Source organism: Streptomyces sp. 11-1-2 (genome assembly GCF_003595545.1).
Taxonomy (GTDB): domain Bacteria; phylum Actinomycetota; class Actinomycetes; order Streptomycetales; family Streptomycetaceae; genus Streptomyces; species Streptomyces hygroscopicus_B.
Window position 1 is genome coordinate 6897764 of sequence record NZ_CP022545.1, and the last position, 25922, is coordinate 6923685.

Annotated in this window: 25 protein-coding genes; 7 read left to right on the forward strand and 18 right to left on the reverse strand. The window is 72.3% G+C overall.

Annotated elements, in window-relative coordinates; translation table 11 throughout:
- Positions 1–38 precede the first annotated feature (38 nt).
- Genes CGL27_RS29605 through CGL27_RS29630 form a run of 6 tightly spaced genes read right to left on the reverse strand, consistent with a single transcriptional unit; the run spans position 39 to position 3095 of the window.
- Positions 39–878 (reverse strand): GvpL/GvpF family gas vesicle protein, encoded by an 840-nt coding sequence (locus CGL27_RS29605; RefSeq protein ID WP_119991127.1) that lies wholly within the window; start codon positions 876–878, stop codon positions 39–41.
- Complete coding sequence (locus tag CGL27_RS29610) at positions 875–1249, reverse strand: gas vesicle protein (RefSeq protein WP_078643181.1); 375 nt, start codon at positions 1247–1249, stop codon at positions 875–877. The genes CGL27_RS29605 and CGL27_RS29610 overlap by 4 nt, the downstream gene beginning before the upstream one ends.
- Complete coding sequence (locus CGL27_RS29615; protein WP_119991129.1) at positions 1242–1511, reverse strand: gas vesicle protein GvpG; 270 nt, start codon at positions 1509–1511, stop codon at positions 1242–1244. Before CGL27_RS29615 ends, CGL27_RS29610 begins: the two co-directional genes overlap by 8 nt.
- Position 1512: 1 nt before the next feature.
- A complete protein-coding gene (locus CGL27_RS29620; RefSeq protein ID WP_119991131.1) occupies positions 1513–2241 on the reverse strand; it encodes a GvpL/GvpF family gas vesicle protein in 729 nt (242 codons plus the stop codon).
- A 3-nt stretch (positions 2242–2244) separates the two neighbouring features.
- Positions 2245–2733 (reverse strand): gas vesicle protein GvpJ, encoded by a 489-nt coding sequence (gene gvpJ, locus CGL27_RS29625; protein ID WP_119991133.1) that lies wholly within the window; start codon positions 2731–2733, stop codon positions 2245–2247.
- A 50-nt stretch (positions 2734–2783) separates the two neighbouring features.
- Complete coding sequence (locus CGL27_RS29630; protein ID WP_078647616.1) at positions 2784–3095, reverse strand: gas vesicle protein; 312 nt, start codon at positions 3093–3095, stop codon at positions 2784–2786.
- 282 nt (positions 3096–3377) lie between these two features.
- Here CGL27_RS29630 and mfd point away from each other — a divergent pair, with 282 nt between their 5' ends.
- Positions 3378–6932, forward strand: coding sequence for a transcription-repair coupling factor (gene mfd, locus CGL27_RS29635; RefSeq protein WP_119991135.1), 3555 nt, complete (start codon positions 3378–3380; stop codon positions 6930–6932).
- Positions 6933–7043: 111 nt separating this feature from the next.
- On the opposite strand, the gene CGL27_RS29640 is transcribed toward mfd, so the two are convergent.
- The 3 genes from CGL27_RS29640 to CGL27_RS29650 all read right to left on the reverse strand — a co-directional run bounded on the left by CGL27_RS29640 (position 7044) and on the right by CGL27_RS29650 (position 9611).
- Positions 7044–7388 (reverse strand): helix-turn-helix transcriptional regulator, encoded by a 345-nt coding sequence (locus CGL27_RS29640; protein ID WP_014054465.1) that lies wholly within the window; start codon positions 7386–7388, stop codon positions 7044–7046.
- Positions 7385–7726, reverse strand: coding sequence for a type II toxin-antitoxin system RelE/ParE family toxin (locus tag CGL27_RS29645; protein WP_119994611.1), 342 nt, complete (start codon positions 7724–7726; stop codon positions 7385–7387). The genes CGL27_RS29640 and CGL27_RS29645 overlap by 4 nt, the downstream gene beginning before the upstream one ends.
- A 355-nt stretch (positions 7727–8081) precedes the next feature.
- Positions 8082–9611: a helix-turn-helix domain-containing protein gene (locus CGL27_RS29650; protein WP_119991139.1), complete on the reverse strand. Its 1530-nt coding sequence runs from the start codon at positions 9609–9611 to the stop codon at positions 8082–8084.
- A gap of 102 nt (positions 9612–9713) precedes the next feature.
- Here CGL27_RS29650 and CGL27_RS29655 point away from each other — a divergent pair, with 102 nt between their 5' ends.
- Entirely contained in the window at positions 9714–10226 is a 513-nt protein-coding gene (locus CGL27_RS29655; protein WP_078643187.1) for a hypothetical protein, read from the forward strand.
- Positions 10227–10421: 195 nt separating this feature from the next.
- On the forward strand, positions 10422–10784 hold the full coding sequence (locus tag CGL27_RS29660; protein WP_078643188.1) for a DUF1330 domain-containing protein: 363 nt from the start codon (positions 10422–10424) through the stop codon (positions 10782–10784).
- 172 nt (positions 10785–10956) lie between these two features.
- Here the strand turns inward: CGL27_RS29660 and CGL27_RS29665 are convergent, their stop codons facing one another.
- The 6 genes from CGL27_RS29665 to CGL27_RS29690 all read right to left on the reverse strand — a co-directional run bounded on the left by CGL27_RS29665 (position 10957) and on the right by CGL27_RS29690 (position 18666).
- Positions 10957–12837: a gamma-glutamyltransferase gene (locus CGL27_RS29665; RefSeq protein ID WP_119991142.1), complete on the reverse strand. Its 1881-nt coding sequence runs from the start codon at positions 12835–12837 to the stop codon at positions 10957–10959.
- Positions 12838–12966: 129 nt separating this feature from the next.
- A complete protein-coding gene (locus tag CGL27_RS29670) occupies positions 12967–13995 on the reverse strand; it encodes an ABC transporter ATP-binding protein (protein ID WP_119991144.1) in 1029 nt (342 codons plus the stop codon).
- Positions 13992–15062 carry an ABC transporter ATP-binding protein gene (locus CGL27_RS29675; RefSeq protein WP_119991146.1) on the reverse strand — a complete coding sequence of 357 codons (1071 nt, stop codon included), beginning with the start codon at positions 15060–15062 and terminating at the stop codon, positions 13992–13994. Before CGL27_RS29675 ends, CGL27_RS29670 begins: the two co-directional genes overlap by 4 nt.
- Before the next feature lie 43 nt (positions 15063–15105).
- A complete protein-coding gene (locus CGL27_RS29680; RefSeq protein WP_119991148.1) occupies positions 15106–15999 on the reverse strand; it encodes an ABC transporter permease in 894 nt (297 codons plus the stop codon).
- Between the two features lie 49 nt (positions 16000–16048).
- Positions 16049–16999, reverse strand: a complete 951-nt coding sequence (locus CGL27_RS29685) for an ABC transporter permease (RefSeq protein WP_078643193.1) — start codon at positions 16997–16999, stop codon at positions 16049–16051.
- Entirely contained in the window at positions 16999–18666 is a 1668-nt protein-coding gene (locus tag CGL27_RS29690) for an ABC transporter substrate-binding protein (RefSeq protein WP_119991149.1), read from the reverse strand. Before CGL27_RS29690 ends, CGL27_RS29685 begins: the two co-directional genes overlap by 1 nt.
- 370 nt (positions 18667–19036) lie before the next feature.
- On the opposite strand from CGL27_RS29690, the gene CGL27_RS29695 reads away from it, so the two are divergent.
- Positions 19037–19795: a FadR/GntR family transcriptional regulator gene (locus CGL27_RS29695; protein ID WP_119991151.1), complete on the forward strand. Its 759-nt coding sequence runs from the start codon at positions 19037–19039 to the stop codon at positions 19793–19795.
- Positions 19796–20120: 325 nt separating this feature from the next.
- On the opposite strand, the gene CGL27_RS29700 is transcribed toward CGL27_RS29695, so the two are convergent.
- Positions 20121–20714 carry a hypothetical protein gene (locus tag CGL27_RS29700; protein ID WP_162953098.1) on the reverse strand — a complete coding sequence of 198 codons (594 nt, stop codon included), beginning with the start codon at positions 20712–20714 and terminating at the stop codon, positions 20121–20123.
- Between the two features lie 169 nt (positions 20715–20883).
- Positions 20884–21870 carry a LysR family transcriptional regulator gene (locus CGL27_RS29705; protein ID WP_119991155.1) on the reverse strand — a complete coding sequence of 329 codons (987 nt, stop codon included), beginning with the start codon at positions 21868–21870 and terminating at the stop codon, positions 20884–20886.
- 102 nt (positions 21871–21972) lie between these two features.
- Here CGL27_RS29705 and CGL27_RS29710 point away from each other — a divergent pair, with 102 nt between their 5' ends.
- Together CGL27_RS29710 and CGL27_RS29715 are read left to right on the forward strand one after the other, a co-directional pair.
- Positions 21973–22854, forward strand: coding sequence for a serine hydrolase (locus CGL27_RS29710; RefSeq protein WP_119994612.1), 882 nt, complete (start codon positions 21973–21975; stop codon positions 22852–22854).
- An 83-nt stretch (positions 22855–22937) separates the two neighbouring features.
- Positions 22938–23948 (forward strand): MBL fold metallo-hydrolase, encoded by a 1011-nt coding sequence (locus CGL27_RS29715; RefSeq protein ID WP_119991157.1) that lies wholly within the window; start codon positions 22938–22940, stop codon positions 23946–23948.
- Positions 23949–24028: 80 nt separating this feature from the next.
- Here the strand turns inward: CGL27_RS29715 and CGL27_RS29720 are convergent, their stop codons facing one another.
- Entirely contained in the window at positions 24029–24781 is a 753-nt protein-coding gene (locus CGL27_RS29720) for an SDR family oxidoreductase (protein WP_119991159.1), read from the reverse strand.
- Positions 24782–24948: 167 nt separating this feature from the next.
- On the opposite strand from CGL27_RS29720, the gene CGL27_RS29725 reads away from it, so the two are divergent.
- Positions 24949–25863 (forward strand): LysR family transcriptional regulator, encoded by a 915-nt coding sequence (locus CGL27_RS29725; protein WP_119991160.1) that lies wholly within the window; start codon positions 24949–24951, stop codon positions 25861–25863.
- The last annotated feature ends 59 nt before the right edge of the window (positions 25864–25922 follow it).

The following is a 25922-nucleotide window of genomic DNA, read 5'->3' on the forward strand; positions in this document are numbered from 1 at the left end:
TGCCGCTTTGGCCGGGGCGGCGTCCCAGGCGGCCCTGGTCATGGGGACATCCTTCCGCTGGTGGGTCTTTCGTCGGCGATTCCTCCGTCGGCGAAGGAGTAGGGCGCCCATGGCCCGGAGAGCTCGATCTGGACGTCCGTCTCGTCGCGGCGCAACGACGCGAGGGCGGCGCGCAGTTCGCGCTCCCGGCCCAGGTCGAGGAGGTAGGCCGCGTTCAGCACATGGGTACGGTGCTTCCCGGTCACCTCGACGCCGTGCGGGCGCAGCCGGCGCGCGGCCACGGCGAGGCTCCGGACGGCGGTGTCCACCCGCTCGGCGGCCCGCAGCGTCAGGGTGTGGTGCTGTTCGCGGCTCCGCTGCCGGGTGCGGACGCGGTCCAGATAGGCCCGGCCGCTGGCGGGGCCGGGCGCCGGGCCGTCCGCCGGGGCGGCTTCCGGGGCGGTTTCCGGTGCGGGCGGCGGTCCCGTCGGGGCGTAGACCTTGACGCCCCATTCGGCCCGGCCCGTGATCCGGTCCAGTGCGGTCAGGAGGGATGTCTCCCGCTCGCCCAGGGCCTCGCGGGCCCGGCCGTCGTCGAGATAGAGGGTGGCCAGCGGCAGCGGAACGGTGGGGGCGAGCGCCGACGCCGCCGTGATCACCGTGTGGTGGGCGCGGGCGCAGCGCTCCAGCTCATCGCGGTCGGACAGCCGCCGCCGCATCGCCTCCTCGCCGAACCCGGCGGCGGGCACGTCCTGGACCACCGCGGTGAGCGGGCCCGCCGCGAGCGTACGGACGGGGGCGCCGGTGCCGAGCCCGGGGAGCGCGGCCAACGCCGTGAGGGCGCCGCCGCGGCAGACCGCGAAGGCGTAGGTGAGGGTGGGGGCCTCGGGCGGGGTCATGTGTCCGCGCCTTCCTCTGCGGCGGTGGCGCCGACCGCGCTCAGTTGCTCATCGGAATCCATGCGTGATTCCAGGGCGTGGAGCCGTTCGCGCAGTTCCGCGTTCTCCTGGGCGAGGGCGTCCTTCGCGGCGCGCGAGGAGAGGGCGGGGTCGGTTTCCCACCAGTCGATTCCGGCCTTGCGAGCGGTGTCCACGGAGGAGATGAACAACCGCAGCCGGATGGTGAGCAGTTCGATGTCCAGCAGGTCGATCTTGATGTCTCCGGCGATCACGATGCCCTTGTCCAGGACACGTTCCAGGATCTCGGCGAGGTCGGAGGGGTGCCGGTCGCTGGTCACGGAAGGGGGGTACACCAGGTCGCGGTCAGTCATGGCGGCTCACCCTTGCCCTTTCTCCTGGGCTTCGGCCGCCTGACCGCTCCAGCAGGTCCAGCAGCCGGTCCTCCTCCCGGTCGAACTCCTCGGAGCCGATCGCCCCCGACTCCAGGGCCTCGTTCAACGCCGCGAGCCGGGCGCGCAGCACCGATGGATGGCACAGCTCTTCCTCCGCGACGTCCCGCACGCGCTCCGCGACCCACACCACCCCCCGCACCGGCGCCAGCGGGAAGAGGACGACCTGGCTCAGCAGCCCCATGTCAGGCCCGGCCTTCCGCGAAGCTGTAGCAGGGCAGCGGTCCGGTGAGCCGCAGCTCGACCCGGTCGCGGTGGCCGGCGGCGAAGCGCTCCACCACACCGTGGAACCGCCGCTCCTCGCGCCGGTCCAGCAGGAACGAGACGTTGAGCACGCATCCCTCGACCTGCGGGCCGTGCACCTTGGCGTCCGCCACGGCGGAGAGCTCCGCGAGCACCGCGGCCGCGGCGGCGGCCGCTCTGCGCCCCAGTCCGCGCGCCACGGCCTCGCCGAGCCGCACGCTGGCCTCGTACCCCGGGGCCCTGCGGGCGGCGGTGCGCAACCGGCTCACCTCGGGGTCCTCCCGTACCAGCGTGCCCAGGTCGGCCTCGGTGGGCAGCGCCTTGAGGTTCATCTCGACCCGCCCGTCGACGCGTTCGAGCGCGGCCAGGCAGTCGTTCTGGGACGACAGCAACTGCTGCCGCACCGACTCCTCGTCGGGGGCGATCATCCCGAAGCGCATCGGCAGCACCGGCCCGTCCACCGCCAGCGCCATGGCGAGGTCCTGGTGGGCGAGGAGGTCGCGCCGCTTGGCGCGCAGCCGGGCCGGAGCGTCGCTGAGCACCGCGGCCAGCGCGCCGGCCCGGAGGGTGCGGACCGGGGCGGGCCGCTCGCCCACTCCGGTGCGGCCGGGCGGCACCGCGTGGGTGGCGCGGACGACGCCGTAGACGTACACGCTCCGGGGCGCGGTCATGGATCAGTCCTCCTCGGAAGAAGCGGAACGGCGGCGGGCGCCGCCCCCGGCGGTGGTGCGCCGCCGGGGGCGGCTCTCCTGCTCCTCCCACTCCTCTTCGTCCTCGTCGTCGCCGACCCCGACGGCGTGCTTGACCTTCTCTCCCACGCCTTTCACCGCCTTCTTGGCCTTCTTCTTGCCGAGGCCGGTGGCCATCCGCCCGGCCGGACTCCCGCCGCCGCCCGCGACCCCGCCCAGCAGTTCGGGAACGGTCGTGCTGCTGCGGTCGAATTCGAGGTCCAAGCGGTTGCAGGCTTCGGCGAAGCGGAGGTAGGTGTCCACGCTGGCGACCACGATGCGGGCGTCGATCTTCAGGATCTCGATGCCGACGAGGGAGACCCGGATGAAGACATCGATCACCATGCCCCGGTCGAGGATGAGTTCCAGGACGTCGTAGAGAGTGCCGGTCCGCTGGACGCAGACGACCTCTTCCGTGTATGTGCCAGTGGGCATCTCGGGGCGTCCTTTCGGCAGTCGTCTCGGCAGTCGTCTCGGCAGTCGTCTCAGCAGTCGTCGGCCGCACCGCGCCGGTAGCGGCGGACCCTCCGGTATTCCTGGAGTTCGCCCCGCTGGTCGACGCGCACCTCGTAGGTGGCCAGCAGGCTGGTGGTGTCGGGGATCCGGGCGACCTCGAGGACGTCCACGCTGACGACCCAGCCGTCCTCGTGGCGGGTCACCCCGCTGACGCCCTCGGGCTCATGGACGATCAGTGAGGCGAGCTGGTCGCACGCGTGCCGGGCGGCCTCGGCCGGTCTGGGCGGCCGGGACCGGGGGCTCGTCCTGGTGGGCGATGGGCGCGTCTCTCGCTCTGCCATGTGCATCAGTGTGATCACAAGGCGTGCCCGGCCGCCTGCCGTGATGGGCCAGACGGCCGCCTGCCGTCATGGGCCGGGCCGGGTGCTCGAGCACGGCATCGGGCTGATCGGGGCGTGATCCCCAGGTGCTCGGGTGGACGACGGACCGGCGGAGATTGTCGGCGGGGGTGGACGACGGACCGGCGGAGATTGTCGGCGGGTGGTCGTACTCTGGAAGACCCCCGGCCCGTGACACGTGTCGGGTCGTTCGCGTTGTCCGCCTCCGGGATGGAATACCCCTTTATGAGCCTCACCGGTCTGCTCGACGTCGTCGTCAAGGACCCCGCGCTCGCCGAGGCGGTGCACGGCGCCGCCGACGGGCATCGTCCCCACGTCGATCTGGTCGGCCCGCCGGCCGCCCGCCCGTTCGCCATCGCCGCGCTGGCGCGCTCCGCGGGCCGCCCCGTGCTCGCGGTGACCGCCACCGGCCGGGAGGCGGAGGACCTGGCGGCCGCGCTGCGCTCGCTCCTCCCGCCGGATGGGGTGGTGGAGTACCCGTCCTGGGAGACGCTGCCGCATGAGCGGCTCTCCCCGCGCTCGGACACCGTCGGGCGGCGCCTCGCGGTGCTGCGCAGGCTGGCCCATCCGCGCCAGGACGATCCGGCGGCCGGTCCGGTCTCGGTCGTCGTCGCGCCCGTGCGGTCCGTGCTGCAGCCGCAGGTCAAGGGGCTGGGGGACCTGGAGCCGGTGAGCCTGCGGGCCGGCGGGACCGCCGATCTGGAGGAGATCGTGGACGGGCTCGCCGCCGCCGCGTACTCCCGGGTGGAGCTGGTCGAGAAGCGCGGCGAGTTCGCCGTGCGCGGCGGCATCCTGGACGTCTTCCCGCCGACCGAGGAGCATCCGCTCCGGATCGAGTTCTGGGGCGACGACATCGAGGAGATCCGCTACTTCAAGGTGGCCGACCAGCGCTCCCTGGAAGTCGCCGAGCACGGCCTGTGGGCCCCGCCCTGCCGGGAGCTGCTGCTGACCGACCAGGTGCGGGAGCGGGCCGCGGCCCTCGCCGAGGCCCATCCCGAGCTGGGCGAGCTGCTCGGCAAGATCGCCGAGGGGATCGCGGTCGAGGGCATGGAGTCGCTGGCCCCCGTCCTGGTGGACGACATGGAGCTGCTGCTGGACGTCCTCCCGAAGGGCAGCATGACGGTCGTCTGCGATCCGGAGCGGGTGCGCACCCGGGCGGCGGATCTGGTGGCCACCAGCCAGGAGTTCCTGCAGGCGTCCTGGGCGGCCACGGCCGGGGGCGGCGAGGCCCCGATCGACGTCGGCGCGGCTTCCCTGTGGGGCATCGCGGACGTCCGCGACCGGGCCCGTGAGCTGGGCATGATGTGGTGGTCGGTGAGCCCGTTCGCGGCGGATGAGGAGCTGACGCAGACACTTGCCGCTGACGCGGCGGGCGACACCGTCAAGCTGGGCATGCACGCCACGGAGAGCTACCGCGGCGACACCGCCCGGGCGCTGGCCGACACCAAGGGCTGGCTCGCCGACGGCTGGCGCACCGTCTATGTGACCGAGGGCCACGGCCCCGCCTCCCGCACCGTCGAGGTGCTCGGCGGCGAGGGGATCGCGGCCCGGCTGGACGGCGACCTCACCGAGATCAAGCCGTCCGTGGTGCATGTGTCCTGCGGTTCGATCGACTACGGCTTCGTCGACCCGGTCCTGAAGCTGGCCGTGCTGACCGAGACGGATCTGTCCGGGCAGAAGGCCGCGGGCAAGGACGGGGCGCGGATGCCCGCGCGCCGCCGTAAGACCATCGATCCGCTCACCCTCGAAGCGGGCGACTTCATCGTCCATGAGCAGCACGGCGTGGGCCGCTACATCGAGATGGTGCAGCGCACCGTCCAGGGCGCCACCCGCGAGTATCTGGTGGTGGAGTACGCCCCGGCCAAGCGCGGCCAGCCCGGCGACCGGCTCTTCGTCCCCACCGACCAGCTCGAGCAGGTCACCAAGTACGTGGGCGGTGAGGCGCCGACCCTGCACCGGCTCGGCGGGGCCGACTGGACCAAGACCAAGGCGCGCGCCAAGAAGGCCGTCAAGGAGATCGCCGCCGACCTGATCAAGCTCTACTCCGCCCGGATGGCGGCGCCCGGCCATGCCTTCGGCGCGGACACACCCTGGCAGCGCGAGCTGGAGGACGCCTTCCCGTACGCGGAGACTCCCGATCAGCTCACCACCATCGCCGAGGTCAAGGAGGACATGGAGAAGTCGGTTCCGATGGACCGGCTGATCTGCGGCGACGTCGGCTACGGCAAGACCGAGATCGCGGTCCGCGCGGCCTTCAAGGCGGTCCAGGACGGCAAGCAGGTCGCGGTGCTGGTGCCCACGACCCTGCTGGTGCAGCAGCACTTCGGCACCTTCGGCGAGCGGTACGGCCAGTTCCCCGTCAACGTCAGGGCGCTCTCCCGCTTCCAGACCGACACCGAGGCCAAGGCGGTGCTGGAGGGGCTGAAGGACGGCGCGGTCGACATCGTCATCGGCACCCACCGGCTCTTCTCCTCCGAGACCAAGTTCAAGGACCTGGGCCTGGTCATCGTGGACGAGGAGCAGCGCTTCGGCGTCGAGCACAAGGAGCAGCTGAAGAAGCTCCGCGCCAATGTGGACGTGCTGACCATGTCCGCCACCCCCATTCCGCGCACCCTGGAGATGGCGGTCACCGGCATCCGCGAGATGTCCACGATCACCACCCCGCCGGAGGAGCGCCACCCGGTGCTGACCTTCGTCGGGCCGTACGAGCAGAAGCAGATCGGCGCGGCGATCCGGCGTGAGCTGCTCCGCGAGGGCCAGGTCTTCTACATCCACAACCGGGTGGAGTCCATCGACCGGGCCACGGCGAAGCTGCGCGAGATCGTCCCCGAGGCGCGGATCGCCACCGCTCACGGCCAGATGTCGGAGACCGCCCTGGAGCAGGTCGTGGTCGACTTCTGGGAGAAGAAGTTCGATGTGCTGGTCTCCACGACGATCGTCGAGTCCGGTATCGACATCTCCAACGCCAACACCTTGATCGTCGAGCGCGGCGACAACTTCGGCCTCTCCCAGCTCCACCAGCTCCGCGGCCGGGTCGGCCGCGGCCGCGACCGCGGTTATGCGTACTTCCTCTACCCGCCCGAGAAGCCGCTCACCGAGACCGCCCATGAGCGGCTGGCCACCATCGCCCAGCACACCGAGATGGGCGCGGGCATGTATGTGGCGATGAAGGACCTGGAGATCCGCGGCGCGGGCAATCTGCTCGGCGGCGAGCAGTCCGGCCATATCGCGGGCGTCGGCTTCGACCTCTACGTCCGGATGGTGGGCGAGGCCGTCGCCGACTACCGGGCCTCGATCGAGGGCGGTGAGGAGGAGGAAGCGCCGCTGGAGGTCAAGATCGAGCTGCCGGTCGACGCGCACGTCCCGCACGACTACGCCCCCGGCGAGCGCCTGCGCCTCCAGGCGTACCGCGCCATCGCCTCCGCCTCCAGCGAGGACGACATCCGCGCCGTCCGCGAGGAGCTCACCGACCGCTACGGCAAGCTCCCCGAACCGGTGGAGAACCTCCTCCTGGTCGCCGGCCTGCGCCTGCTGGCCCGCGCCTGCGGCGTCACCGACATCACCCTCCAGGGCTCCAATATCCGCTTCTCCCCGGTGGAGCTCCGCGAATCCCAGGAACTGCGCCTCAAGCGCCTCTACCAGCGCTCGGTGATCAAGCCGGCGACCAAGCAGGTCCTGGTCCCCCGCCCCTCGACCGCCCGAATCGGCGGAAAGCCGCTGGTGGGGCGGGAACTGCTGGCATGGACGGGGGAGTTCCTGACCACGATCCTGGGGTCGTGACAACGATTTTGGGGTCGTGACAGCGACCGCGGCCCGCCTGGTGCCGGTGCTCATGGCCCGGCGCCGGGCGGGGACAGGGGCGGGCCGCGCGGCCCCGGGGCGCGATCGCGCTCAGGCGATGCGGATCTGTTGATCGTCGACTTCGAGCACCAGCGTCAGCCGGGCGCCCAGGGCCTGCGCATAGGCGCGCATCGCCGTGAGGTCCACCGCCTTGCCCTGCTCCAGTTGGGAGACGCGGGCCTGGGTGATGCCGAGCTGGACGGCGGCCTGCTGCTGGGTGAGTCCCCGCTCCCTCCGCAGCCGCTGCAGGTGATGGCCGAGGAGGTGGGCCTCCTGCTGCAGACGTGCCGCCTCTTTGCGTGCCGCCCACTCGGCCTCGCCCACTTCGGGGTGGGCCTCGCGACGGATCCGCTCGGCGCTCCTCTTGACCTCGTCCCACGAGGTGAAACCGTTCATTCCGCCGCCTTCTCCTTGTGGTCGAGGTACTGCCGGTAGCGCTCCTCGGCGAGTGGAACGGCGGTGTCGTACCAGCGTCGCCAACTGCCCGCCTTGTCGCCCGCCACGAGGAGGATGCACTCCCGGTCGGGATCGAAGACGAAGAGGATGCGGATTTCGGTCCGGCCCCCCGAGCCCGGGCGTAACTCCTTGAGGTTCTTCATCGAACTGCCGTGAATCACATCGGCCATAGGACGACCGAGGCTCGGTCCTATCTCGGCCAGCAGCTCGATGGCCTGCTCCACCGAGTCGGCCGAATGCGGATCGTGAGCGCATAGGGCGAGGAACCAGCCGGCCACCTCGTCATGGATGTTGATTGACCACGTCACGGGCCAGTATAAGCAGTCGCTTGTAGAAGCGCATGCTTTTATTGCCGGGTCATTCACTCGTATGGGTGGGCCGGCGCCGGGCGGGGACAGGGGCGGGCCGCGCGCAACACCCCCGTCGTCGCGCGGCGGCCGCCCCGGTTTGTGAGGCCCGGCGGGCTGGGCCAGTTCAGGACATTAGGCGGGCGCGGCACCGGCGGCGAGGAACGATGTGCACAGTGAGGGCACCGGGCGGTTCCCGTTCGAACGGTGAGTGCTTTGGTGAACAGTGAGAACGGGGGCGAACGGCGAGTGTGCTGACGCGAACGGCCCGGGGCGCGGGCCGGTCTCAGAGTGAGCCCAGTGCTCGCATTGCCAGCCACAGTTCGTACTTCGCGCTCGGCGCGGTCAGCAGGGATCGGCCCAGCACGTCCTCCGCCCTGGTCAGGCGCTTGCGCGCGCCCGGTAGCGAGATGCCGAGGGCGGCGGCTGCCGCGGGCAGGCGGGCGTCGGCGCGCAGCCAGGTGCGTACGGTCTCCAGAGAGGCCGTCGGCCTGGCCTCTTCCAGGGGACGTAGCTGGAACCGGGCCCAGGTTCCGGCGGCGGGTGTGCCCAGCACCGTGTCCAGCGTGGCGGTGGGTCCCGGCGGGGCATGGGCGCGGGCCGCCGCGGCCTGGGGCGCGGTGTGCAGCCGCAGGGCGAGCCAGGCGGCCGACTGCGCGGCCAGGCTGCGGCTGACCTCCATGCCCAGCAGCTCATCGAGATGGCGCAGCCGCGCGGCGAGCGTATTGCGGTGGATCTTCAGATGGCGGCTGGCCGCTCCACCGAAGCTGAGCCACGACCCGAGTGTGCCCAGCAGCTCCTGCGGGCCGGGGTCGGCGCGGCGGGCCGGGGCGTAGCCCAGGCAGGGCGCCAGGAGTTCGCTCGCCCACAGATACCCCTCCGGGCCCGCCAGTACGGTCACGTCCACGTCGCCGCCGAAGCCGGCGCGGCGCTCGGGCGCGTTACGGGCCACCGCCAGCGCGTGGATGGCCTGCTCGTAGGCGGTCGGCGTGTCCCGCAGCGCGACCGCCGCGCTCACCCCGACCCGGCACTCCGGCACCAGCCGGACGATCAGCAGGTCCAGTGATTCGGGGAGTGGGGGGTGAGGGTCGTCGCTCACCGCGGTGGCCGGGCCTGTCGTCTCCGGTGGTACGAGCGCCAGGACGTGGTTCGGGCGTACCGGGCACGGCACGATCCACGCCGCGCCGCCTGCCTCGCGGTCGATCCGCCGGGCGATCTCGCGCCGCCGGGGGTGCGGACACTCGATCACATACATCCGGACCACCGCGGGCAGCGCCGGCCGTAGCGCCCCCGCGATCCGCTGCGCGGCGGGCACGCTGCCCACCATCAGCAGATGCAGCACCGCCTCCCGGCTGTGCTCCTCGGCCGATTCGATCCGCCGCCGCGCCCGTTCGGCCTGCTCCAGCCGCCAGCACAGGGCGAGGGTGCGGGCGGCGTCGGCGAGCAGCATTCCGCAGTGCGGATCGTCCGGCCCGATGACGGCCAGGTACGTGCTCGGGTCGGTGTCGAGCGCGATCACATGTACCGGGGGCCCCTCGCCCCCGCCCAGCACGGCGGACGGTGCCCCGCGCCGGTGCAGTTCGACGGCCGCGTCGGCGGCGGCGTCGGCGGCCGGTCGCGCCACCGCCGGGTCGTGCTCGCCACCCGGCCCGGCCAGCACCCGGCCCGTGTCCCCGACCAGCACGGCCGGGCCCCCGGTGCGCCGGGTCAGCCAGCCGAGCATGTCCCGTACCGCCCCGCGCCTGGAGGCCAGCCGGGCGAGGGCGAGAACGTTGTCGGCGCGGTCGGCGCGCACGTCGGAGGGCGAGGCGGGCATGAAACAGCACATTAGTTCCGATCGCCTGGTTTCCCGAAAGGTCTCGGACCGGTCTTCGGAATCGGCGGCGACCACCGTAAGGGGCGCGGCTAGGCTCGGCCGGTGTCCACCGTCATAGCCGCCATGATCACCGCTGTCGTCGGCATCCTCGGCACCCTCTTCGCGCCCGTCCTCCAGCAGCGCATGACGGTACGGCAACGGGAGGAGGACGCGCGTACGGAGGACCGGCGGCGCCGCATCGAGGAGCGCCGGACCGCCTACACCGCGATGAACCGCGCCTCCCGGCAGTTCCACACGCTCCTCAAGGACGCGCTGCACCGGATCCGAGACGACGTGTACACGGACGAGGACCGCGTCGGGCTGGAGGAGGCCCGCCGCGACTACCGGGACCGTTACGCCGAGGCGCAGATGATCGTCCCCGAGCGGGTCCTGGAAGCGTCCCGCGCGCTCAACACGGTGCTCGCCGGGATCGACGCGCAGGCCAAACGGATCGACCGGGGCCTGCAGCGCGACGGCGAGACGGCGGCGGGAGCGCTGCTGGAGCTGAAGGAGGCCGAGCCTCGGCTGGCGACGATGCGCCGGATCATGCGGGAGGACCTGGGCATTCTCGACTGAGGTCTGAGGTCTGAGGTCCGGGGTCCGGGGTCCGGGGGCCCGGTCGGCCACCACATCCGGCGCCCCCGCCATGACCTCACGGGTAATCGACGCCCCGGGCGCGGCGCGGCAGGCTGATCCGTGTCCGCCGCAGACGCCGGACCGGACCCAACCGCCGATCGGCCCGGAGTACTTGCCGGAGCACTTGGAGGAGCCATGCCCGCCGCCTACGCGCTCGCGCATCTGCACGGCCGCAGTCCGCACCCCGACATCATCGAGTACCTGGAGCGGATCCAGGCCACCCTCGACCCCTTCCACGGCCGCTTCCTCATCCACGGCGGCGAGCTGGAGGTGGTCGAGGGGGAGTGGCCGGGCAGCGTGGTGCTGATCGAGTTCCCGGGCGGGACGGCGGACGCCCGTGCCTGGTACGCGTCGCCCGCCTATCAGGACATCCTGCCGCTGCGCACCGACCACATCGAGGGCACTGCGGTCCTCGTCGAGGGCGTCGGCCCCGGATACGACCCGCTGGCGCGCGCCGAGAAGCTGCGGACCGCCGACCCCGGCGGCTACGCCCGCTAGCGCGCACGCCGCCCGGCGGAGCCGCGTATCGATACTTTCCCCTCCCCGCCCCTTCCCACAACTGGGGCTCCGCCCCAGTTGTGGGAAGGGGCGGGGAGGGGAACAGCCCGCCGCAGGCGTCACGATCCGTCGGACACCACCTGGCGCGCACGCGCACGCCGCCCCAGCGCGGTCACCTCCCCACCGCGTACCCCTGTGCGCCCCGCGGATTGGCGGCGGCCAGCAGCACGCCCGTCTCGGGGTCGCGGGCGACCGCGCACAGCCGCCCCTCCGACCAGGGCCCGCCGACCACGACATCGTGGCCGCGGCGGCGCAGCTCCGCGACGGCGGCCTCGCCGACCCGCGACTCCACGACCACCCGTCCCGCCGTCATCGCCCGCGGGTGGAAGGAGCCGGGGAAGGATTCCTGGTGCCAGTTGGGGGCGTCGATGGCGCCCTGCAGATCCAGCCCGGAGCGCACCGGAGCCCGCAGCGCGACGCCGAGGAAGAAGTGCGTGCTCCACTGGTCCTGCTGATCGCCGCCCGGGGTGCCGAAGGCCATGACGGGGGTGTCGCCGCGCAGCGCGAGCGAGGGGGTGAGCGTGGTGCGGGGGCGGCGGCCGGGGGTGAGGGAGTTGGGCAGCCCGGGGTCCAGCCAGGTCATCTGGAGCCGGGTGCCGAGCGGGAAGCCCAGTGCGGGGATGACGGGGTTGGACTGCAGCCAGCCGCCGCTGGGCGTGGCCGCGACCATGTTGCCCCAGCGGTCCACGACGTCGAGATGGCAGGTGTCGCCCCGCGTCACCCCGTTGGGGTCGACGACCGGTTCGCCCGGAGCCGGTCCGCCGACAGCCGGTCCGCCGAGGGCCGGCCCCAGGTCCGGTCCGCCGACCGCCGGTTCACCGCCGCCCGGCCCGGCGACCGGTCCGGCCGCCCCGGAGGCCGCGCGGGCCACGGCGGCCAGCGCCTGCTTGCTCAGCCGCGGCGTACGGCCTCCGGGGTGCCCGGGGCGCAGCTCGTACGAGGCCCCCTCGCCGATCAGCCGCCGCCGCTCGTCGTTGTACGGACGGGAGAGCAGCTCCGTCAGCGGCACGTCGGCGGCGTCCCCGTACCACGCCTCGCGGTCGGCCATGGCCAGCTTGCCGCCCTCGATCAGGGTGTGCAGGAAGTCGGGCGTGCCCAGGTCGTCCGCGGTCAGCCCGTCCGGCAGCAGGGCGAGTTGCTGCAGCAGCACCGGCCCCTGGCTCCAGGGCCCGGCCTTGCACACGGTCCAGCCGTTCCAGGAGTGGCTGACCGGCGCCTCGTACGTGGCCTCGAAGGCGGCCAGATCGTGCCCGGTGAGCGTCCCGGCGTGGCGCTGCCCGGACGAGTCCATCGCGGGCCGGGCCGCCGCGTCCGCCAGCTCCTTCGCGATGAAGCCCGCGCGCCAGACCCGGCGGGCCGCCTCGATCTGTGTCTCGCGCCCCGGCCCGGCCGCCTCCGCCTCGGCGATCAGCCGCCGCCAGGTGGCGGCGAGCGCGGGGTTGGTGAGCAGCCGCCCGGCGGCGGGGGACTCCCCGTCCGGCAGATACAGCTCGGCCGAGGTCGTCCACTCGGTCTCGAACAGCTCCCGTACCGCCTCGACCGTCTCCCCGATCCGCTCGACCGCGGGATGGCCGTGCTCGGCGTAGCCGATCGCGTACCGCAGCACCTCGGCGAGCCGCTTGGTCCCGTGGTCGCGCAGCAGCACCATCCAGGCGTCGAACGCGCCGGGCACCGCCGCCGCGAGCGGGCCGGTGCCGGGGACGAGGTCGAGGCCGAGCGCGGTGTAGTGGTCGATGGTGGCCCCGGCGGGGGCCGGGCCCTGGCCGCACAGCACGGTGGGTTCGCCGCCCGCCGGGGCGAGGATGATCGGCACCTCACCGGCGGGCCCGTTCAGATGCGGCTCGACCACGTGCAGGACGAACCCGGCGGCCACGGCCGCGTCGAAGGCGTTGCCGCCGTCCTCCAGGACGGCCATGGCGGACTGCGAGGCCAGCCAGTGGGTGGAGGACACCATGCCATGGGTGCCCTGCAGGGTGGGCCGGGTGGTGAACATGCGGCGGGCTCCTGATCTCGTACGGGTGCGGGTGTGCGGGCGGGGCTCAGGGGGCCGAGGGGTCTTCAGGGGGTGGAGGCGTTCTCATGTGGCCGAGGCGTTCTCGTCGGGTGGAGGCGTTCTTATGGGTCATGGTGCTGCCGAGGCGTCCGGCGCCGTTCCGTCGTCCGCCACCAGATGGCAGGAGACCTGCCGACCGCCGCCGCCCGCAAGCCCGCGCAGCGTGGGCGGCTCGGTGCGGCAGCGGTCGACGGCGAGCGGACAGCGGGTGTGGAAGCGGCAGCCCGGAGGCGGATCCAGCGGGCTGGGCAGCTCTCCGCTGAGCACGATCCGGGCGCGCGAGCGCTGCGCGGCCGGGTCCGGCACCGGGGCCGCGGACAGCAGTGCCTGGGTGTACGGATGCTTGGGGTCGGCGAACAGCTCGGCGGCCGGGGCCTGTTCCACGAGCTGCCCCAGATACATCACGGCGATCCGGTCGGCGAGGTATTCGACGGCGGCCAGGTCATGGGTGATGAAGAGACAGCCGAAGCGTCGCTCCCGCTGCAGATCCGCCAGCAGGTTGAGCACGGACGCCTGGACGGAGACGTCCAGCGCCGACGTCGGCTCGTCGGCCACCAGTAGCTGTGGATCGACCGACAGCGCGCGGGCGATCGAGACCCGCTGCCGCTGCCCGCCGGAGAGCTCATGGGGCCGCCGCCGCGCCAGTTCGGGCCGCAGCCCCACCTGGGCCAGCAGCGCGGCGACCCGGTCGCGCAGCGCGTCGCCGGACGCCAGGCGGTGCAGCCGCAGCGGCTGGACGACGATGGCGCCCACGGTCATCCGGGGGTCGAGCGAGGAGGACGGGTCCTGGAAGACCAGGTGGAAGTCCTTGCGCAGCGGACGCAGTGCCCGCCTCGACAGCCGGGTCACCTCGCGGCCGTTGATCGTCACGCTGCCCGCGGTCGGCCGGTCCAGCCGTACGGCGCACCGCCCCACCGTGGATTTGCCGCTGCCGGACTCCCCGACCAGGCCGACGATCTCGCCCCGGCCGATGCTGAGGCTGACCCCGTCGACCGCCTTGACAGTGCCGGCCGGGCCGGTGAAGTGGCGGACGAGGCCACTGATGTCGAGCACGGCGTCATCCCGTGACGCCTCCACGGACGCGACGGCGGCGGTCATGAGGCGGCCTCCTGATCGGGGCGTTCTGTCGGCTCGGTGCCTTCGGTCTGCTCGGGACGGTCCGGCTGCCCGGAATCGACCGGCACCGGATACCAGCACGCGGCCTCGTGCCGCTCGCGCAGCGCCCGCAGCGCGGGCCGCTGCGCCCCGCACCGTTCATCGGCAGCGGAGCAGCGGGGCTGGAAGGTGCAGCGGTCGGGCTGTTCGGTGAGGCTCGGCACCAGCCCGGGGATCTCCTGGAGCCGCCCCCGTCCGCCCGCCGCCCGCCGCCGTCCGGGGACCGGCACGGCGCCGAGCAGCCCGCGGGTGTACGGATGGCGGGGCGCGGTGAACAGCTCGTCCACCGGGGCCTGTTCGACGCCCCGCCCCGCGTACATCACCAGCACCCGGTCCGCGATGTCGGCGACCACGCCCAGATCGTGGGTGATCAGCACGATGGCGGTGCCGAGCCGCTCCCGCAGGGACTGCAGCACCTCCAGGATGCCCGCCTGGACGGTGACGTCCAACGCGGTGGTGGGCTCGTCGGCGATGAGCACGGCGGGGTCGCAGGCGATCGCGATGGCGATCATCACCCGCTGCCGCATACCGCCGCTGAGCTGGTGGGGATAGTCGCGGGCTCGCTGGGCGGGGGCGGGGATGCCGACGAGGTCGAGCAGGTCCACGGCCCGTTCGCGCGCCGCGCGGCGGTCGAGCCCCTGATGGCGCCGGAGGACCTCGCCGACCTGGCGGCCGATGGTGAGGACGGGGTTCAGCGAGGTCATCGGCTCCTGGAAGATCATCGCGATCTCCCGGCCGCGGACGTCCCGCAGCTCCTTCTCGTCCGCCCCCACCAGCTCCCGTCCGCCCAGCCGGATGGAGCCGCCGACGTGCGCGGTGGGCGGCAGCAGCCCCATCACGGCGGTGGAGGTCACGGACTTGCCGCAGCCGGATTCGCCGACCACGGCCAGCACTTCACCCGCGGCGATGTCGTACGACAGCCCGTCCACCGCGTGGACCACGCGGGTCGGGGTGCGGAAGACCACGGACAGGTCCCGCACGCTCAGGGCAGGGGGCGCGGATGGGGTCATCGACTCTCTCCCGACGGGGTCATCGGCGGTTCTCCCGACGTGGTCATCGGCTGTCTCCCTGGGGGTCGAGGATGTCGCGCAGCCCGTCCCCGAGCAGATTGAACGCGAGCGTCGCGGCGATGATCGCGAGTCCCGGGAAGACCGCCATCCAGGGCGCGGCGGCGATGTACGCCTGGGCGCTGGAGAGCATCACCCCGAGCGAGGCGGACGGCGGCTGGATGCCGAGGCCCAGGAAGCTCAGCAGCGCCTCGCCGATGATCGCGGTGGGGATGCCCACGGTGGCCTGGACGGTCAGCGCGGACAGGGCGCCGGGGAGGATGTGGCGGAAGAGCACGGTGCCGTCCCCGCCGCCGTTGGCCACGGCCGCCGCCACATAGTCGAGGTGCTTGAGCCGCAGCGTCTCCGCCCGGGTGATCCGGATGACGGCCGGGATCTGGGAGACGCCGACCGCGATCGTGGCGTTGAGCAGGGACGGCCCGAGGATGGTGGCCAGGCCCACCGCCAGAACCAGGAAGGGGAAGGCGAGCAGGGTGTCGGTGAGGCGGGAGACCACCGAGTCGGCGAACCGCCCGTAATAGCCCGCGATCAGCCCGAGCGGCACCCCGGCCGCGAAGGCCAGCGCCACCGCGAGCAGACCGATCTGCAGCGAGGCCCGCACCCCGTACACGACCCGGGAGAGCTGATCGCGACCCAGGTCGTCGGTGCCCAGCCAGTGGGCCCAGCCCGGCTGGTGGAGGGCGGCCGAGAAGTCGGGCCGGGCCGGGTCGTACGGCGCGATGAGCGGTGCGAACACCGCGATCAGCACCAGGATCGCGGCGGCCACGGCCCCGGTGAGGGCCAGCTTGTTGCGGGTCAGCAGCCGGAGCCGGGACAGCGGCGCGAGCGGGGCCCGTTCCCGCTCCTCGGCGGCGGGTACGGCGGTGGCGGCCGCGCTCATTGGGCACCTCCGACGCGGATGCTCAACTCGGTACCTACGGGCCGGATACTCACTGGGCACCTCCGAGCCGGATACGGGGGTCGATCACCGAATAGGTCAGGTCGACCAGGAGGTTGACGAGGATGTAGGCGGCCGAGGTGAACAGCACCACGCCCTGCACCATCGCGTAGTCGCGGGAGAAGACCGCGTCGATGGTGAGCTTGCCGAAGCCCGGCAGGACGAAGATCTGCTCGGTGACGACCGCGCCCGAGATGAGGTGCCCGAGCTGCAGCCCGAGCACGGTCACCACCGTGACCAGGCTGTTGCGCAGGGCGTGCCCCATGATCACCTGACGGCTGGAGAGCCCCTTGGCGCGCGCCGTGCGGACGTAGTCGGCGGACAGCGAGCCCAGCATGGCCGCGCGCGTCTGCCGCATCACGACCGCCGCCAGACCGGAGCCGAGGACGATCACCGGCAGCACCATATGGCGCAGGTTCTCCATCGGGTCCACGCCGAACGGCACGAAACCGGAGGCGGCGAAGACCGGGACGGCGATGGCGAACGCGAGGACGAGCACGATGCCGAGCCAGAAGGCGGGCACCGAAAGCCCCAGCAGCGCCACCGCGTTGACCAGCCACTCCTCGGGCCGGCCGCGCCGGACCGCCGCCACCACCCCGGCGCCCACGCCGACGACGACCGCGAGCAGCAGGGCCAGGGCGGACAGTTCGAGGGTGACGGGCAGCGCCTCCAGGACCGAGTCCAGGACCGGCAGCCCGGTGCGGGAGGAGACGCCGAGGTCGCCGGTGGCGGCGTGCCGCACATAGCGCACGTACTGCACCACGATGTTGTCGTCCAGGCCGTAGCTCGCGCGGATCTGGGCGATCGCCTCGGGCGTGGGTTCCTCCCCGGCCAGCGCGGTCGCGGTGTCGCCGGGCAGCGCCCGTACGCCGGCGAAGACCACGACGCTGACCAGGAAGAGGGTGATCAGCGATTCGCCGACGCGGCGGATCGGATAGGACATCAGTTCCCTCCCTTCGCGTATCCGGCGTCCTTCACGCGGATCAGCCCGTCGCCGAAGACCTTCAGCCCGGCGACCTTCTTCGTCACCGACACGTAGTTCGTGGGCTGGATCAGATAGAGCACGGTGTGCTGGGCGCGGACGCGCTCGACGAGCCGGGCGTAGATCTTCTGGCGGGCGGCCTTGCCCGCGGTGGAGCCGCCCTCGGCGATCAGCCGGTCGATGGCGGGGTCGGAGAGGCCGCCGTAGTTCTGGGCGCCGCCGGTGCCGGCGAACACGTCGATGTTGCCCGCCGGGTCCAGCCGTCCGGACCAGTTGGTCGTCGCCGCCTGGAAGTCGCCCGCGCGGGAGTGCTCCAGGCCGGTGGCGAACTCGGTCGGCGCCAGACTCACGGCGAAGCCCGCCTCCTTGGCCATGGCCTGGACGACCTGGCCCAGCCGGTTGTCCTCCGGGGCGGTGCTGATCTGCAGCCGCACCCGGACCGGGGTGGCCACCTTGGCCGCCTTGAGCAGCCGTTTGGCCTTGGCCAGGTCGCGGGCCGGGCAGCGGGCCCCGGTGGCGTACGGGGTGCCGGAGGGGAGCGGGCCGCAGGTGGGGCGGTAGCGGTCCTGGAAGACGATGGTGTTGATGAGGGCGCGGTCCAGGGAGAGGTCGAACGCCTCGCGCACCCGCACATCCCGCGCGATCGGGGTGTCGATCCGGCCCGGCGGCGCCCCGGCGCCCTTGGTGTTGCCGATGTTGAGGGTCAGTCCGTAGTAGCCCAGCGAGGGGGAGTTGAAGAGCTGCAGCCCGGGTTCGGTGAGCGCCCTGCCCACCTGGACCGGATCCATCTGGTCGCCGACCTGGATGTCACCGGACTGCAGATTCGCCAGCCGGACGTTGCCGTCGGTGATGGTGCGGTAGATCACCCGCCGCAGATGGACGGAGTCGGCGTCGTAGTAGTTCGGGTCCTTGTCCAGCACGATGCGGTCACCCACCACCCGCTCGGCGTAGCGGAACGGTCCGACGCAGATGGGGTGGCTCGCGAAGCCGTCGCCGTAGCGCTTCAGCGCCGTCGGCGACATCACCATGCCCGAGCGGTCGGCGAGCAGCGCGAGCAGCGGGACGTACGGCTTCTTCAGCCGCAGCCGTACGGTGTCGTCGCCGACCGCCCGAACCGAGGTGACGAGCTTCAGCTCGCTCGCGCGGACGGATCCGGGCAGCGTGCGATGCCGGTCGAGGGAGGTCTTGACCGCCTTCGCGTCCATCCGGGTGCCGTCGGCGAACCGGACGCCGCGCCGCAGCTTGATGGTGACGGTGCGGCCCCCGTCGCTGGTCGTGGGCGGGGCGGCGGCGAGCTGCGGCACGAACCGGTCCTGGGCGTCGACGTCGTAGAGCTTCTCGCACATCGCGGCGAACACCGTGCGGCCCACGGCGGTGCTGGCCAGTGAGGGGTCCAGCTTGTCGGGGTCCGATTTGAGGGCGATGGCCAGCGTTCCGCCGTCGCGGACGGGCCGGGGGTCGGTCATCCGGTCGGCGCCCACCTCGGCCGTGGGGGAGGCCAGGGAGGCGCAGCCGGCGGTGGCGGCGACGACCAGCACGCACAGCACCCGGGCGGCGAGGGCGGCGGCGCGCCGGCGGTGGCGGGTGGGTGGGGGCCGGTCGCTGGGTCCGCTCGTTCTTGGGCGCATGGCGGGATGCCTCACTGCTGGGGACGGAGAGCGCGCGCTGCGGTGCGGTCAGGATGGCGCAAGGACAGGCGATTGGTCCATTGGTAGGACCAAGTTGCTTCAATGGACGGTAGCGGCCGGGCCCGGCGACTCCGGTTGCCCGCCTGTCACCACCTGGTTAAATCCCGCCGCGTCGGCGGCCGGGAGGACGCCGGGGAGACGCCCGCCGGATATGAGACTCTGGACCACCGGCCGGACCGGAAAAGGCCACAGGAAAGCTGGGGATAGCCCGGAAAGGCTCGGAAAGGCCCAGAAGGATCCGGGACGTTCGAGAAGCTCGCGAAGTTCGGGAAGCTCGGGAAAGCTGAAGAAGGCGGAGGAAAGCCAGGAGATGGACTGGCGGCAACTGCGGCACTCCACCCTGTCGAGGCCGGACGCCCTGGCCGTCGGCCTGGAGCGGCTGATCCTGAGCGGAGAGCTGCCGCCCGGTTCCCGCGTCCCCCCGGAGCGGGAGCTCGCGGAGAGCCTCGGTGTCTCCCGCGGCTCGGTCCGCGAGGCGCTGCGCGCCCTCGCCTCCCGCGGACTGGTCGCCCGGCGCCCCGGCTCCGGCACCGTCGTACTCGACCCGGGAGCCACTCCGCGCGGCGACATCCTCGCCTCGGGGCTCGATGCCACGGCGGAGCTCTTGCAGGTCATGGAGGTGCGCGCGTGTATCGAGCCCTCGGTGACCGCGCGAGCCGCCCGGCGTGCCACCCCCGCCGACATCGTCCAGCTGCACGCCCTGCTGGACGCGATGCGACGGGAGCCCACGCGGCGGGAGTTCACCGACCTGGACCGCACCTTCCACCGCGCCATCGCCCAGTACACCCGCAACCCCCTGCTGCTGCGGCTGCTGGACCGGGTCTACGAGATCGGTGAGCCGGGGCGTCGCGAGACCTCGCTGTCCGTCGCCCGCCGGCGCGCCACGATCGAGGAGCACCAGGCCATCCTGCGGGCGATCGAGGCCCGCGACCCGGAGGCGGCCCGAGCGGCCTCCGAGACGCATCTGGACTCGGTGCTGCACCGGATCGAGGAGCAGCGGCGGCGTACGGAGGCGCGGGGTGGGGGAGTTGAGGCGGGCGACGGGGGTGTTGAGGCGGGCGGGAGATAGGGTCCCCTGCCCGGATGGCCCTACGGGTGTCCGGCGGACCACGCGGCGGAGCCGCATATCGATGCTTCCCCCTCCCCGCCACTTCCCGAAACCGGGGCCCGGCCCCGGGCCCCGCTGGGGCTCCGCCCCTGGGCCCCGCTCCTCAAGCGCCGGAGGGGCTGGGTTGCATCGATATGCGGCTCCGCCGCGTGGCAGGGGTTCCGCCCCTGGACCCCGGGGTCTGGGGCGGAGCCCCGCACGCGGCGGAGCCGCATATCGTCAGGTGTCGGGAAGGGGCGGGGAGGGGAGCAGCCCGCCGCGGGCATCACGGCCCGTCGGACACCCCCTAGGGGCGGACGTACTGGTCGGGCTTGCCCTGCGGCCAGTTGACGGTGAGGCTCTGGCCGTCGCCGCTGACCACGGCCCGGCCGCCGGAGATCGTCTCGCCCTGACAGGTCATGGTCACGGCCATGCCGGCGCTGATGGTCCCGGGGCAGGACTTGCCCTGGTACCCCACGGTCAGGGATCCGCCGGTCACGGTCATGACGAGCGCGTTGCCGTTCGGATCGCGCACCGTGGAGTACCACGTGCCCTGCACGCTCGCCGGGGCGCCCGCGCGGGTGGGCGCGGGGGCCTGCGCCTTCGGGGCCGTGCGGCGGGGCGCCGGGGTGACGCTGTCGGCGGTGCGGGTGGCCCGGGGGCTGCTCGGGCTCGCGCCGGGGCTCTTCGCGGCGGGCTTCGTACGGCTCGGGCTGGGGCTCGCATCGGTGGGGGTGGCGGACGCGGTGCCGCGTTCCGAGCCGTCGCCCTTATGAGCGGCCGCGGCCTTGTCGGAAGTGCCGGACGACTGGGCGTCCTTGTCGTCGTCCTTGCCGCAACCGGTCAGCGCCAGAGCCAGCACCGCGACGGCCACGGTGGCGGCCGCATTCATTTTCCGCACGAGAATCCCTGATATTCCTGAGTGAACGGGGAAGGTATGAGGGAAGATCTTGACAGGCGGGTCCGGCAAAACTCCATGGGTTCCGGAGATGTTCTCCAGGAAATGTGAACTGGAATCAGGATCAGTTTCCTGCGGCGCTTTCTCGCGACGCTTTCCTGCGGAGACTTTCTCATGGTGTCGCCGGACCGGCGCCGGGCTCGAAGACCACCGACCACGGACGGGGCCGACTGGTCTCCTCCGGAGGCGTGAGCAGCCGCTTGGGCGGGTCCTCGCGCGCGATGACCTCCGCGGCGATCCGGGCGAACGCAGGCGCCGCCGGATGGGCCGAATGCACTTGCCATACGGCGGACATCCACAGCATCAGCGGACGGCCGGCCAGCGGGCGCCAGGCGGCCCGCGGCTCCTTGCCCGCCACCCGCCCGTCGTCGAACGCCACCCCGCGTCCCGACGCCACCAGCCCCAGCAGGAATTCCGGATTACGGGCATGACGGACCGCGGGCGGGGTGAAACCGCCCTCCCGGCAGATATCGAGAACGCGGTCGTACCACCCCGGCGCCGCGGCCCGGGGAAAGAGAAACAGCTCATGGCCCGTAAGGTCGGCCAGCGCCACCTCGGAAAGGCGCGCCAGCGGGGAGGACCGGGGCAGGACGACCCCCAACTCGACCCCGGCGGACGGCCCCAGCACGAGATCGTCGGCGTCCGCCACCGGATGGTGCACCAGACCCACGTCGAGCCGGGCGGCGGCGAGCAGCCGCACCTGCTCGGCCGTGTCCACCTCCTGAAGGTCGATCCGCAACCCCGGGAACTCCTCCGCGCACGCCGACAGCAGGGCGTGCAGCGTCCGGGCGGGCGTCTGCGGCGGTACGCCCGCCCGCAGCGTGCCCAGCTCCCCGTCGCGGACCCGCGCCATGACCGTACGCAACCGCTCCTCGCGGGCGAGCAGTTCGCGCGCCTCCTCCAGCAGCAGCGCACCGGCGGCGGTGAGCCGCACCTGGCGGGCCGAGCGGTCGAACAGCTCAAGACCCAACTCCCGCTCCAGCCGCCGGATGGACTGGCTCAGCGGCGGCTGTGCCATGCCGAGGAGATCGGCGGCGCGGCTGAAGTGCAGCTCCTCCGCGACGACAATGAACAGGCGCAGGTGGCGTATGAGATCCACCGGCCGACCCTATGCGACGCCGGAGGGACGAGGGCGGCGGAGGGATGAGGGGGAGCGTTGGACGTGGGGGAATCAGGGGCGCCGGCGCCGGTGGACACGGCGCTGATCGAGAAGCGGATCGCGGAGGTGTTCGCGGAGGCGGACGCCGAGGCCCGGCTGCACGCGGTGGACATCGACGCGCCCGGGCGCGAGCTCGGCCTCGGCGTGGACGACCAGGTCGTCATCGCGTCCGTGTTCAAGATCCTGCTGGTGCTGGAGTTCGCCCGGCAGGCCGACGCCGGACAGCTCGACCCGCGCGAACGGGTGGTCATCACCGCCCCCGACCGCCTCGGCGGCTGGGGCACCGCGGGCTGCGCCGACGATGTCGAGATGTCCCTGCGCGACCTGGCGTACTTCGCCCTGTCGGTGAGCGACAACTCCGCCGCGGACGCGCTGATGCGCCGGATCGGCCTCGACACCGTGCGGCTGCTGGCGGCCGAACTGGGCCTGGACCGCACGCGGATCGTCGGCGGGCCCCGGGAGCTGCTGGAGTCGATGTTCGAGGACGCGGGCGCGACGGACGAGGGGGAGTTCGCCGCCGTCTATCCGACGCTGACCTTCGAGCGGCTGCGCCGCTTCCGCGTCCTGGACCCTGGGCACACCACCTCCAGCACACCCCGCGACATCACCACCCTGCTGGGCCTGATCTGGCGGGACCGGGCCGGTTCCCCGGCGGCGTGCGCGCTGGTACGGGAGTTGATGTCCCGGCAGGTCTTCCGTCAGCGGCTGGCCTCCGGCTTCCCCGGTGACGTCCTGGTCGCGGCGAAGACGGGCACGCTGCCGAGCCTGCACATCGAGGCGGGCGTCGTCCGCTACCCGGACGGTGGCCGGTACGCGGTCGCGGTGTTCGCCCGTACGGCCTCGGCCGCGGCGGTACGTACGGCGGTGGACGCGGCGATCGGGCGGGCGGCGCGGCTGGCGGTGGACGCGCTCAGACGCCGCTGACCTGGCCTGATACGGAACCGGATATGGCTGGAGTGCCGCGCCGATCTTGGACGGTGGGTCGGGGGAGCTGCTCTGCTGTGCCCATGACCGCCAACAGAGCATCGCGCTTCAACCGCCGTCTGCTGATCCGGGGAGCGGCGGCCGGCGCGGCCGTACCCGCCGTCCTCCCGACGGCCGCCCAGGCGGCCACCGGGACGGCACCGAGCGCCTCCAAGTCGTCCGACGCGAAGACTTCGAATGCGAAGACCTCCAACGCGAAGACCTCGGACGCGACCTTCCAATGGCTCGGTACGAGCGGCTGGCGCATCGACACCGGCGGCGGCCGGACGATCCTCTTCGATCCCTATCTGAGCCGCTTCGAAACCGGGCTTTTCAAGAAGAGCTTCAATCCGAAGACGCCGCTGACCACGGACGGCGCGACGATCGACCGCCATATGGGCCGCCCCGAGCTGATCCTGGTCAGCCACAGCCACTGGGACCACCTCAACGACGTCCCCTACATCGCCGCGGCGGCCCCGGACGCGCGGATCGTCGGCACCGAGACCACGTACCACCTGCTCCGGGCCCTCGGCGTCGACAAGGCCCGGATCGCCGTGGTCAGGGGCGGTGAGGTGCTGGACTTCGACGGCCTGGTGGTCGAGGCGGTCTCCAGCCGCCACAGCCGTAACGACACCTACAGCTACTTCGCCCCCGGCACCCTCACCGGCCCCCCGCCCCGCCCCCAGACCATCTCCGACCTGCCGGAAGGTGACACCCTCGCCTTCCACGTGACGCTGCCCGACGGGCTCTCGGCCTTCCTCATGGGAGCGAGCGACTTCAGCGAACGGGACGCCGCCGGTCTGCGCCCCGACGTGGCCATGATCGCCACCCCCAGCACCCCCGCCACCCACCGCTACGTCCCCCGCCTGCTGAAGGCGCTCGACTACCCCGCCACCGTGGTCCCCGTGCACTGGGACAACTTCGAACTCCCCCTGGACGAGGGCGCCCACCGCGATCCCACGATCGACCTGGACGGTTTCGTCGCCCGGATCCGCGAGGCCGGCCCCGGCTCCCGCATCCTGCTGCCGGAGTACGCGACGCCCTACCGCTTCTGACTCGCTCGGCCCTGAACGACCTGCTCGGCCCCCTGAACGACCCGCTCGGCCGCGCCCGACCGGGCCTGTGCGGCGCGTCCCTACGACCTGATCCCGACGCCCCCACCCACGACGAGGTTCTCCCCGGTGATGAAGCCGGCCGCGTCCGAGGCCAGGAACGCCACGACTTCGGCGACCTCTTCGCTCGTCCCGAACCTCCCGAGGGGGACCTGGGCGACCGTGGCCTTGGCGACCTCTTCCAGCACTTCGGCCGGCATCCCTTGTTTGGCCCAGATTCCGGTGTCGATCGGGCCGGGGCTGACGGCGTTGACGCGAATGCGCCGGGGAGCCAGTTCGAGGACGAGGGACGGCACCATGGAAAGCAGGGCTCCCTTCGTGGCGGCGGCTACGGCGGCCCCGCCCGGAATTCCCCTGGTGGCGCCGATCCCGACATTGAAGATGATGGAACCTCCGTCATGGAGCAGGGGGAGGGCCTTTTGGAGGGTGAAGAACTGGCCTTTGACATTGACGTTGAAAAGGTCGTCGTAGGCGGCCTCGTCGAATGCGTCGGCTTCGATCGGTAGACTGCGGACGATGGCGGCGTTGAGAAATACGACATCGAGTCCGCCGAAGCGCTCACGGATTTCCTCGACGACGCGGTCGGTCTCGGCCAGTGAGCGGGCGTCGGCGCGCACCACGACCACGCCTTCGGGGAATTCCTTCTCGGCCGCGGCGATGGTGTCGGGGTTCTGCCCGGTGACGATCACCTGGTATCCGCGACGATGGAGCAATTCGGCGGTGGCCTTGCCGATTCCACTGGTGCCACCGGTGATCAGGGCTACGGGTGCGGACATGCGTCTCTCCTCGCTGGTACAGAAAAAGGGGGCGGCGCCACGCTAGGAACGGCCCTGGACCCGCGTCCAAGGCCTGTTGCGCATGTGGAGATACGAGTCAGGCATCACCACAGCTCAAGGTGGCTACCCAGTGGCGGCCGACGAGTCGGCGCGGCTAGCGTGAGGGCATGGCAGACACGCCGCCTCCGGTGGATCTCGATCTTCGGCTGGTGCGGTATTTCACCGTCGTCGCCGAGTACCGGCACTTCCGCCGCGCCGCCGAGGCCCTCCACATCACCCAGCCGTCCCTGAGCCGGCAGATCCGCCAGCTCGAACGACAGCTGGGGGCCAGGCTGATCGACCGCACCCCGCAGGGCAGCAAGCTCACCGAGGCCGGGGAGGTCTTCCTGTCCCGCGCCAAGGCGCTGCTGCGATCCGCCGCCCAGGCCGCGGCCCACACCCGGGCCGCCGCCGAGCCGAGCCGGATCACCATCGGCTACATCATGAACACCATCGTCACCCCGGCGGTGCGCGAGCTGCGCCACCGGAACCCGGACGCCGACGTCCAGACCCTGCACCTGACCTGGAACGACGCACGGACCGCCCTGCTCGACCACCGGGTGGACGCGGCGGTGACCCGGCTGCCGTTCCCGACCGGTGATCTGCGGGTGACGGTCCTCTACGACGAACCCCGGGTGCTGGTGGTGCCCGTCGACCACCCCTTGGCCGGGAAGGAGTCGGTCACCGTCGCAGACATCGCCGACGAACCCCTGATCCGGGCGACGGATCCGGTCTGGAACGCCTTCTGGCGGATCGACCCCCGCCCCGACGGCAGCCGCGCACCCGACGGCCCCCTCGCCGAGGGTGTGGAGGACAAACTCGAACTCATCGCCTCCGGGCAGGCCGTGACCATCGCACCCGGCGCTTATAGCCAGGGCCTCCGCCCCGATCTCGTCACCGTCCCGCTGTACGGGGTCGAGCCGAGTCATGTAGTGCTGGCCACCCGCGCCGACGACAACAGCCGCCTCGTGGCGGCCTTCCGTAAGTGCGCCCGGGTCCACCTCACCGGTCCGCCCTCGGCCGGCTCAACGGCCACTCGGTGAACAGGGAGTTAATCAACTCGAAATAGGCGGTTGCCGCAATGGAACTATTCATAGCGCAA

What these genes read in the sequence shown, in the direction of transcription:
- CGL27_RS29605 (WP_119991127.1), bottom strand. Translation starts at nt 878, where the DNA reads ATGACCCCGCCCGAGGCCCCCACCCTCACCTACGCCTTCGCGGTCTGC.
- CGL27_RS29610 (WP_078643181.1), bottom strand. Translation starts at nt 1,249, where the DNA reads ATGACTGACCGCGACCTGGTGTACCCCCCTTCCGTGACCAGCGACCGG.
- CGL27_RS29615 (WP_119991129.1), bottom strand. Translation starts at nt 1,511, where the DNA reads ATGGGGCTGCTGAGCCAGGTCGTCCTCTTCCCGCTGGCGCCGGTGCGG.
- CGL27_RS29620 (WP_119991131.1), bottom strand. Translation starts at nt 2,241, where the DNA reads ATGACCGCGCCCCGGAGCGTGTACGTCTACGGCGTCGTCCGCGCCACC.
- gvpJ (WP_119991133.1), bottom strand. Translation starts at nt 2,733, where the DNA reads ATGCCCACTGGCACATACACGGAAGAGGTCGTCTGCGTCCAGCGGACC.
- CGL27_RS29630 (WP_078647616.1), bottom strand. Translation starts at nt 3,095, where the DNA reads ATGGCAGAGCGAGAGACGCGCCCATCGCCCACCAGGACGAGCCCCCGG.
- mfd (WP_119991135.1), top strand. Translation starts at nt 3,378, where the DNA reads ATGAGCCTCACCGGTCTGCTCGACGTCGTCGTCAAGGACCCCGCGCTC.
- CGL27_RS29640 (WP_014054465.1), bottom strand. Translation starts at nt 7,388, where the DNA reads ATGAACGGTTTCACCTCGTGGGACGAGGTCAAGAGGAGCGCCGAGCGG.
- CGL27_RS29650 (WP_119991139.1), bottom strand. Translation starts at nt 9,611, where the DNA reads ATGCCCGCCTCGCCCTCCGACGTGCGCGCCGACCGCGCCGACAACGTT.
- CGL27_RS29660 (WP_078643188.1), top strand. Translation starts at nt 10,422, where the DNA reads ATGCCCGCCGCCTACGCGCTCGCGCATCTGCACGGCCGCAGTCCGCAC.
- CGL27_RS29665 (WP_119991142.1), bottom strand. Translation starts at nt 12,837, where the DNA reads ATGTTCACCACCCGGCCCACCCTGCAGGGCACCCATGGCATGGTGTCC.
- CGL27_RS29670 (WP_119991144.1), bottom strand. Translation starts at nt 13,995, where the DNA reads ATGACCGCCGCCGTCGCGTCCGTGGAGGCGTCACGGGATGACGCCGTG.
- CGL27_RS29675 (WP_119991146.1), bottom strand. Translation starts at nt 15,062, where the DNA reads ATGACCCCATCCGCGCCCCCTGCCCTGAGCGTGCGGGACCTGTCCGTG.
- CGL27_RS29680 (WP_119991148.1), bottom strand. Translation starts at nt 15,999, where the DNA reads ATGAGCGCGGCCGCCACCGCCGTACCCGCCGCCGAGGAGCGGGAACGG.
- CGL27_RS29685 (WP_078643193.1), bottom strand. Translation starts at nt 16,999, where the DNA reads ATGTCCTATCCGATCCGCCGCGTCGGCGAATCGCTGATCACCCTCTTC.
- CGL27_RS29690 (WP_119991149.1), bottom strand. Translation starts at nt 18,666, where the DNA reads ATGCGCCCAAGAACGAGCGGACCCAGCGACCGGCCCCCACCCACCCGC.
- CGL27_RS29695 (WP_119991151.1), top strand. Translation starts at nt 19,037, where the DNA reads ATGGACTGGCGGCAACTGCGGCACTCCACCCTGTCGAGGCCGGACGCC.
- CGL27_RS29715 (WP_119991157.1), top strand. Translation starts at nt 22,938, where the DNA reads ATGACCGCCAACAGAGCATCGCGCTTCAACCGCCGTCTGCTGATCCGG.
- CGL27_RS29720 (WP_119991159.1), bottom strand. Translation starts at nt 24,781, where the DNA reads ATGTCCGCACCCGTAGCCCTGATCACCGGTGGCACCAGTGGAATCGGC.
- CGL27_RS29725 (WP_119991160.1), top strand. Translation starts at nt 24,949, where the DNA reads ATGGCAGACACGCCGCCTCCGGTGGATCTCGATCTTCGGCTGGTGCGG.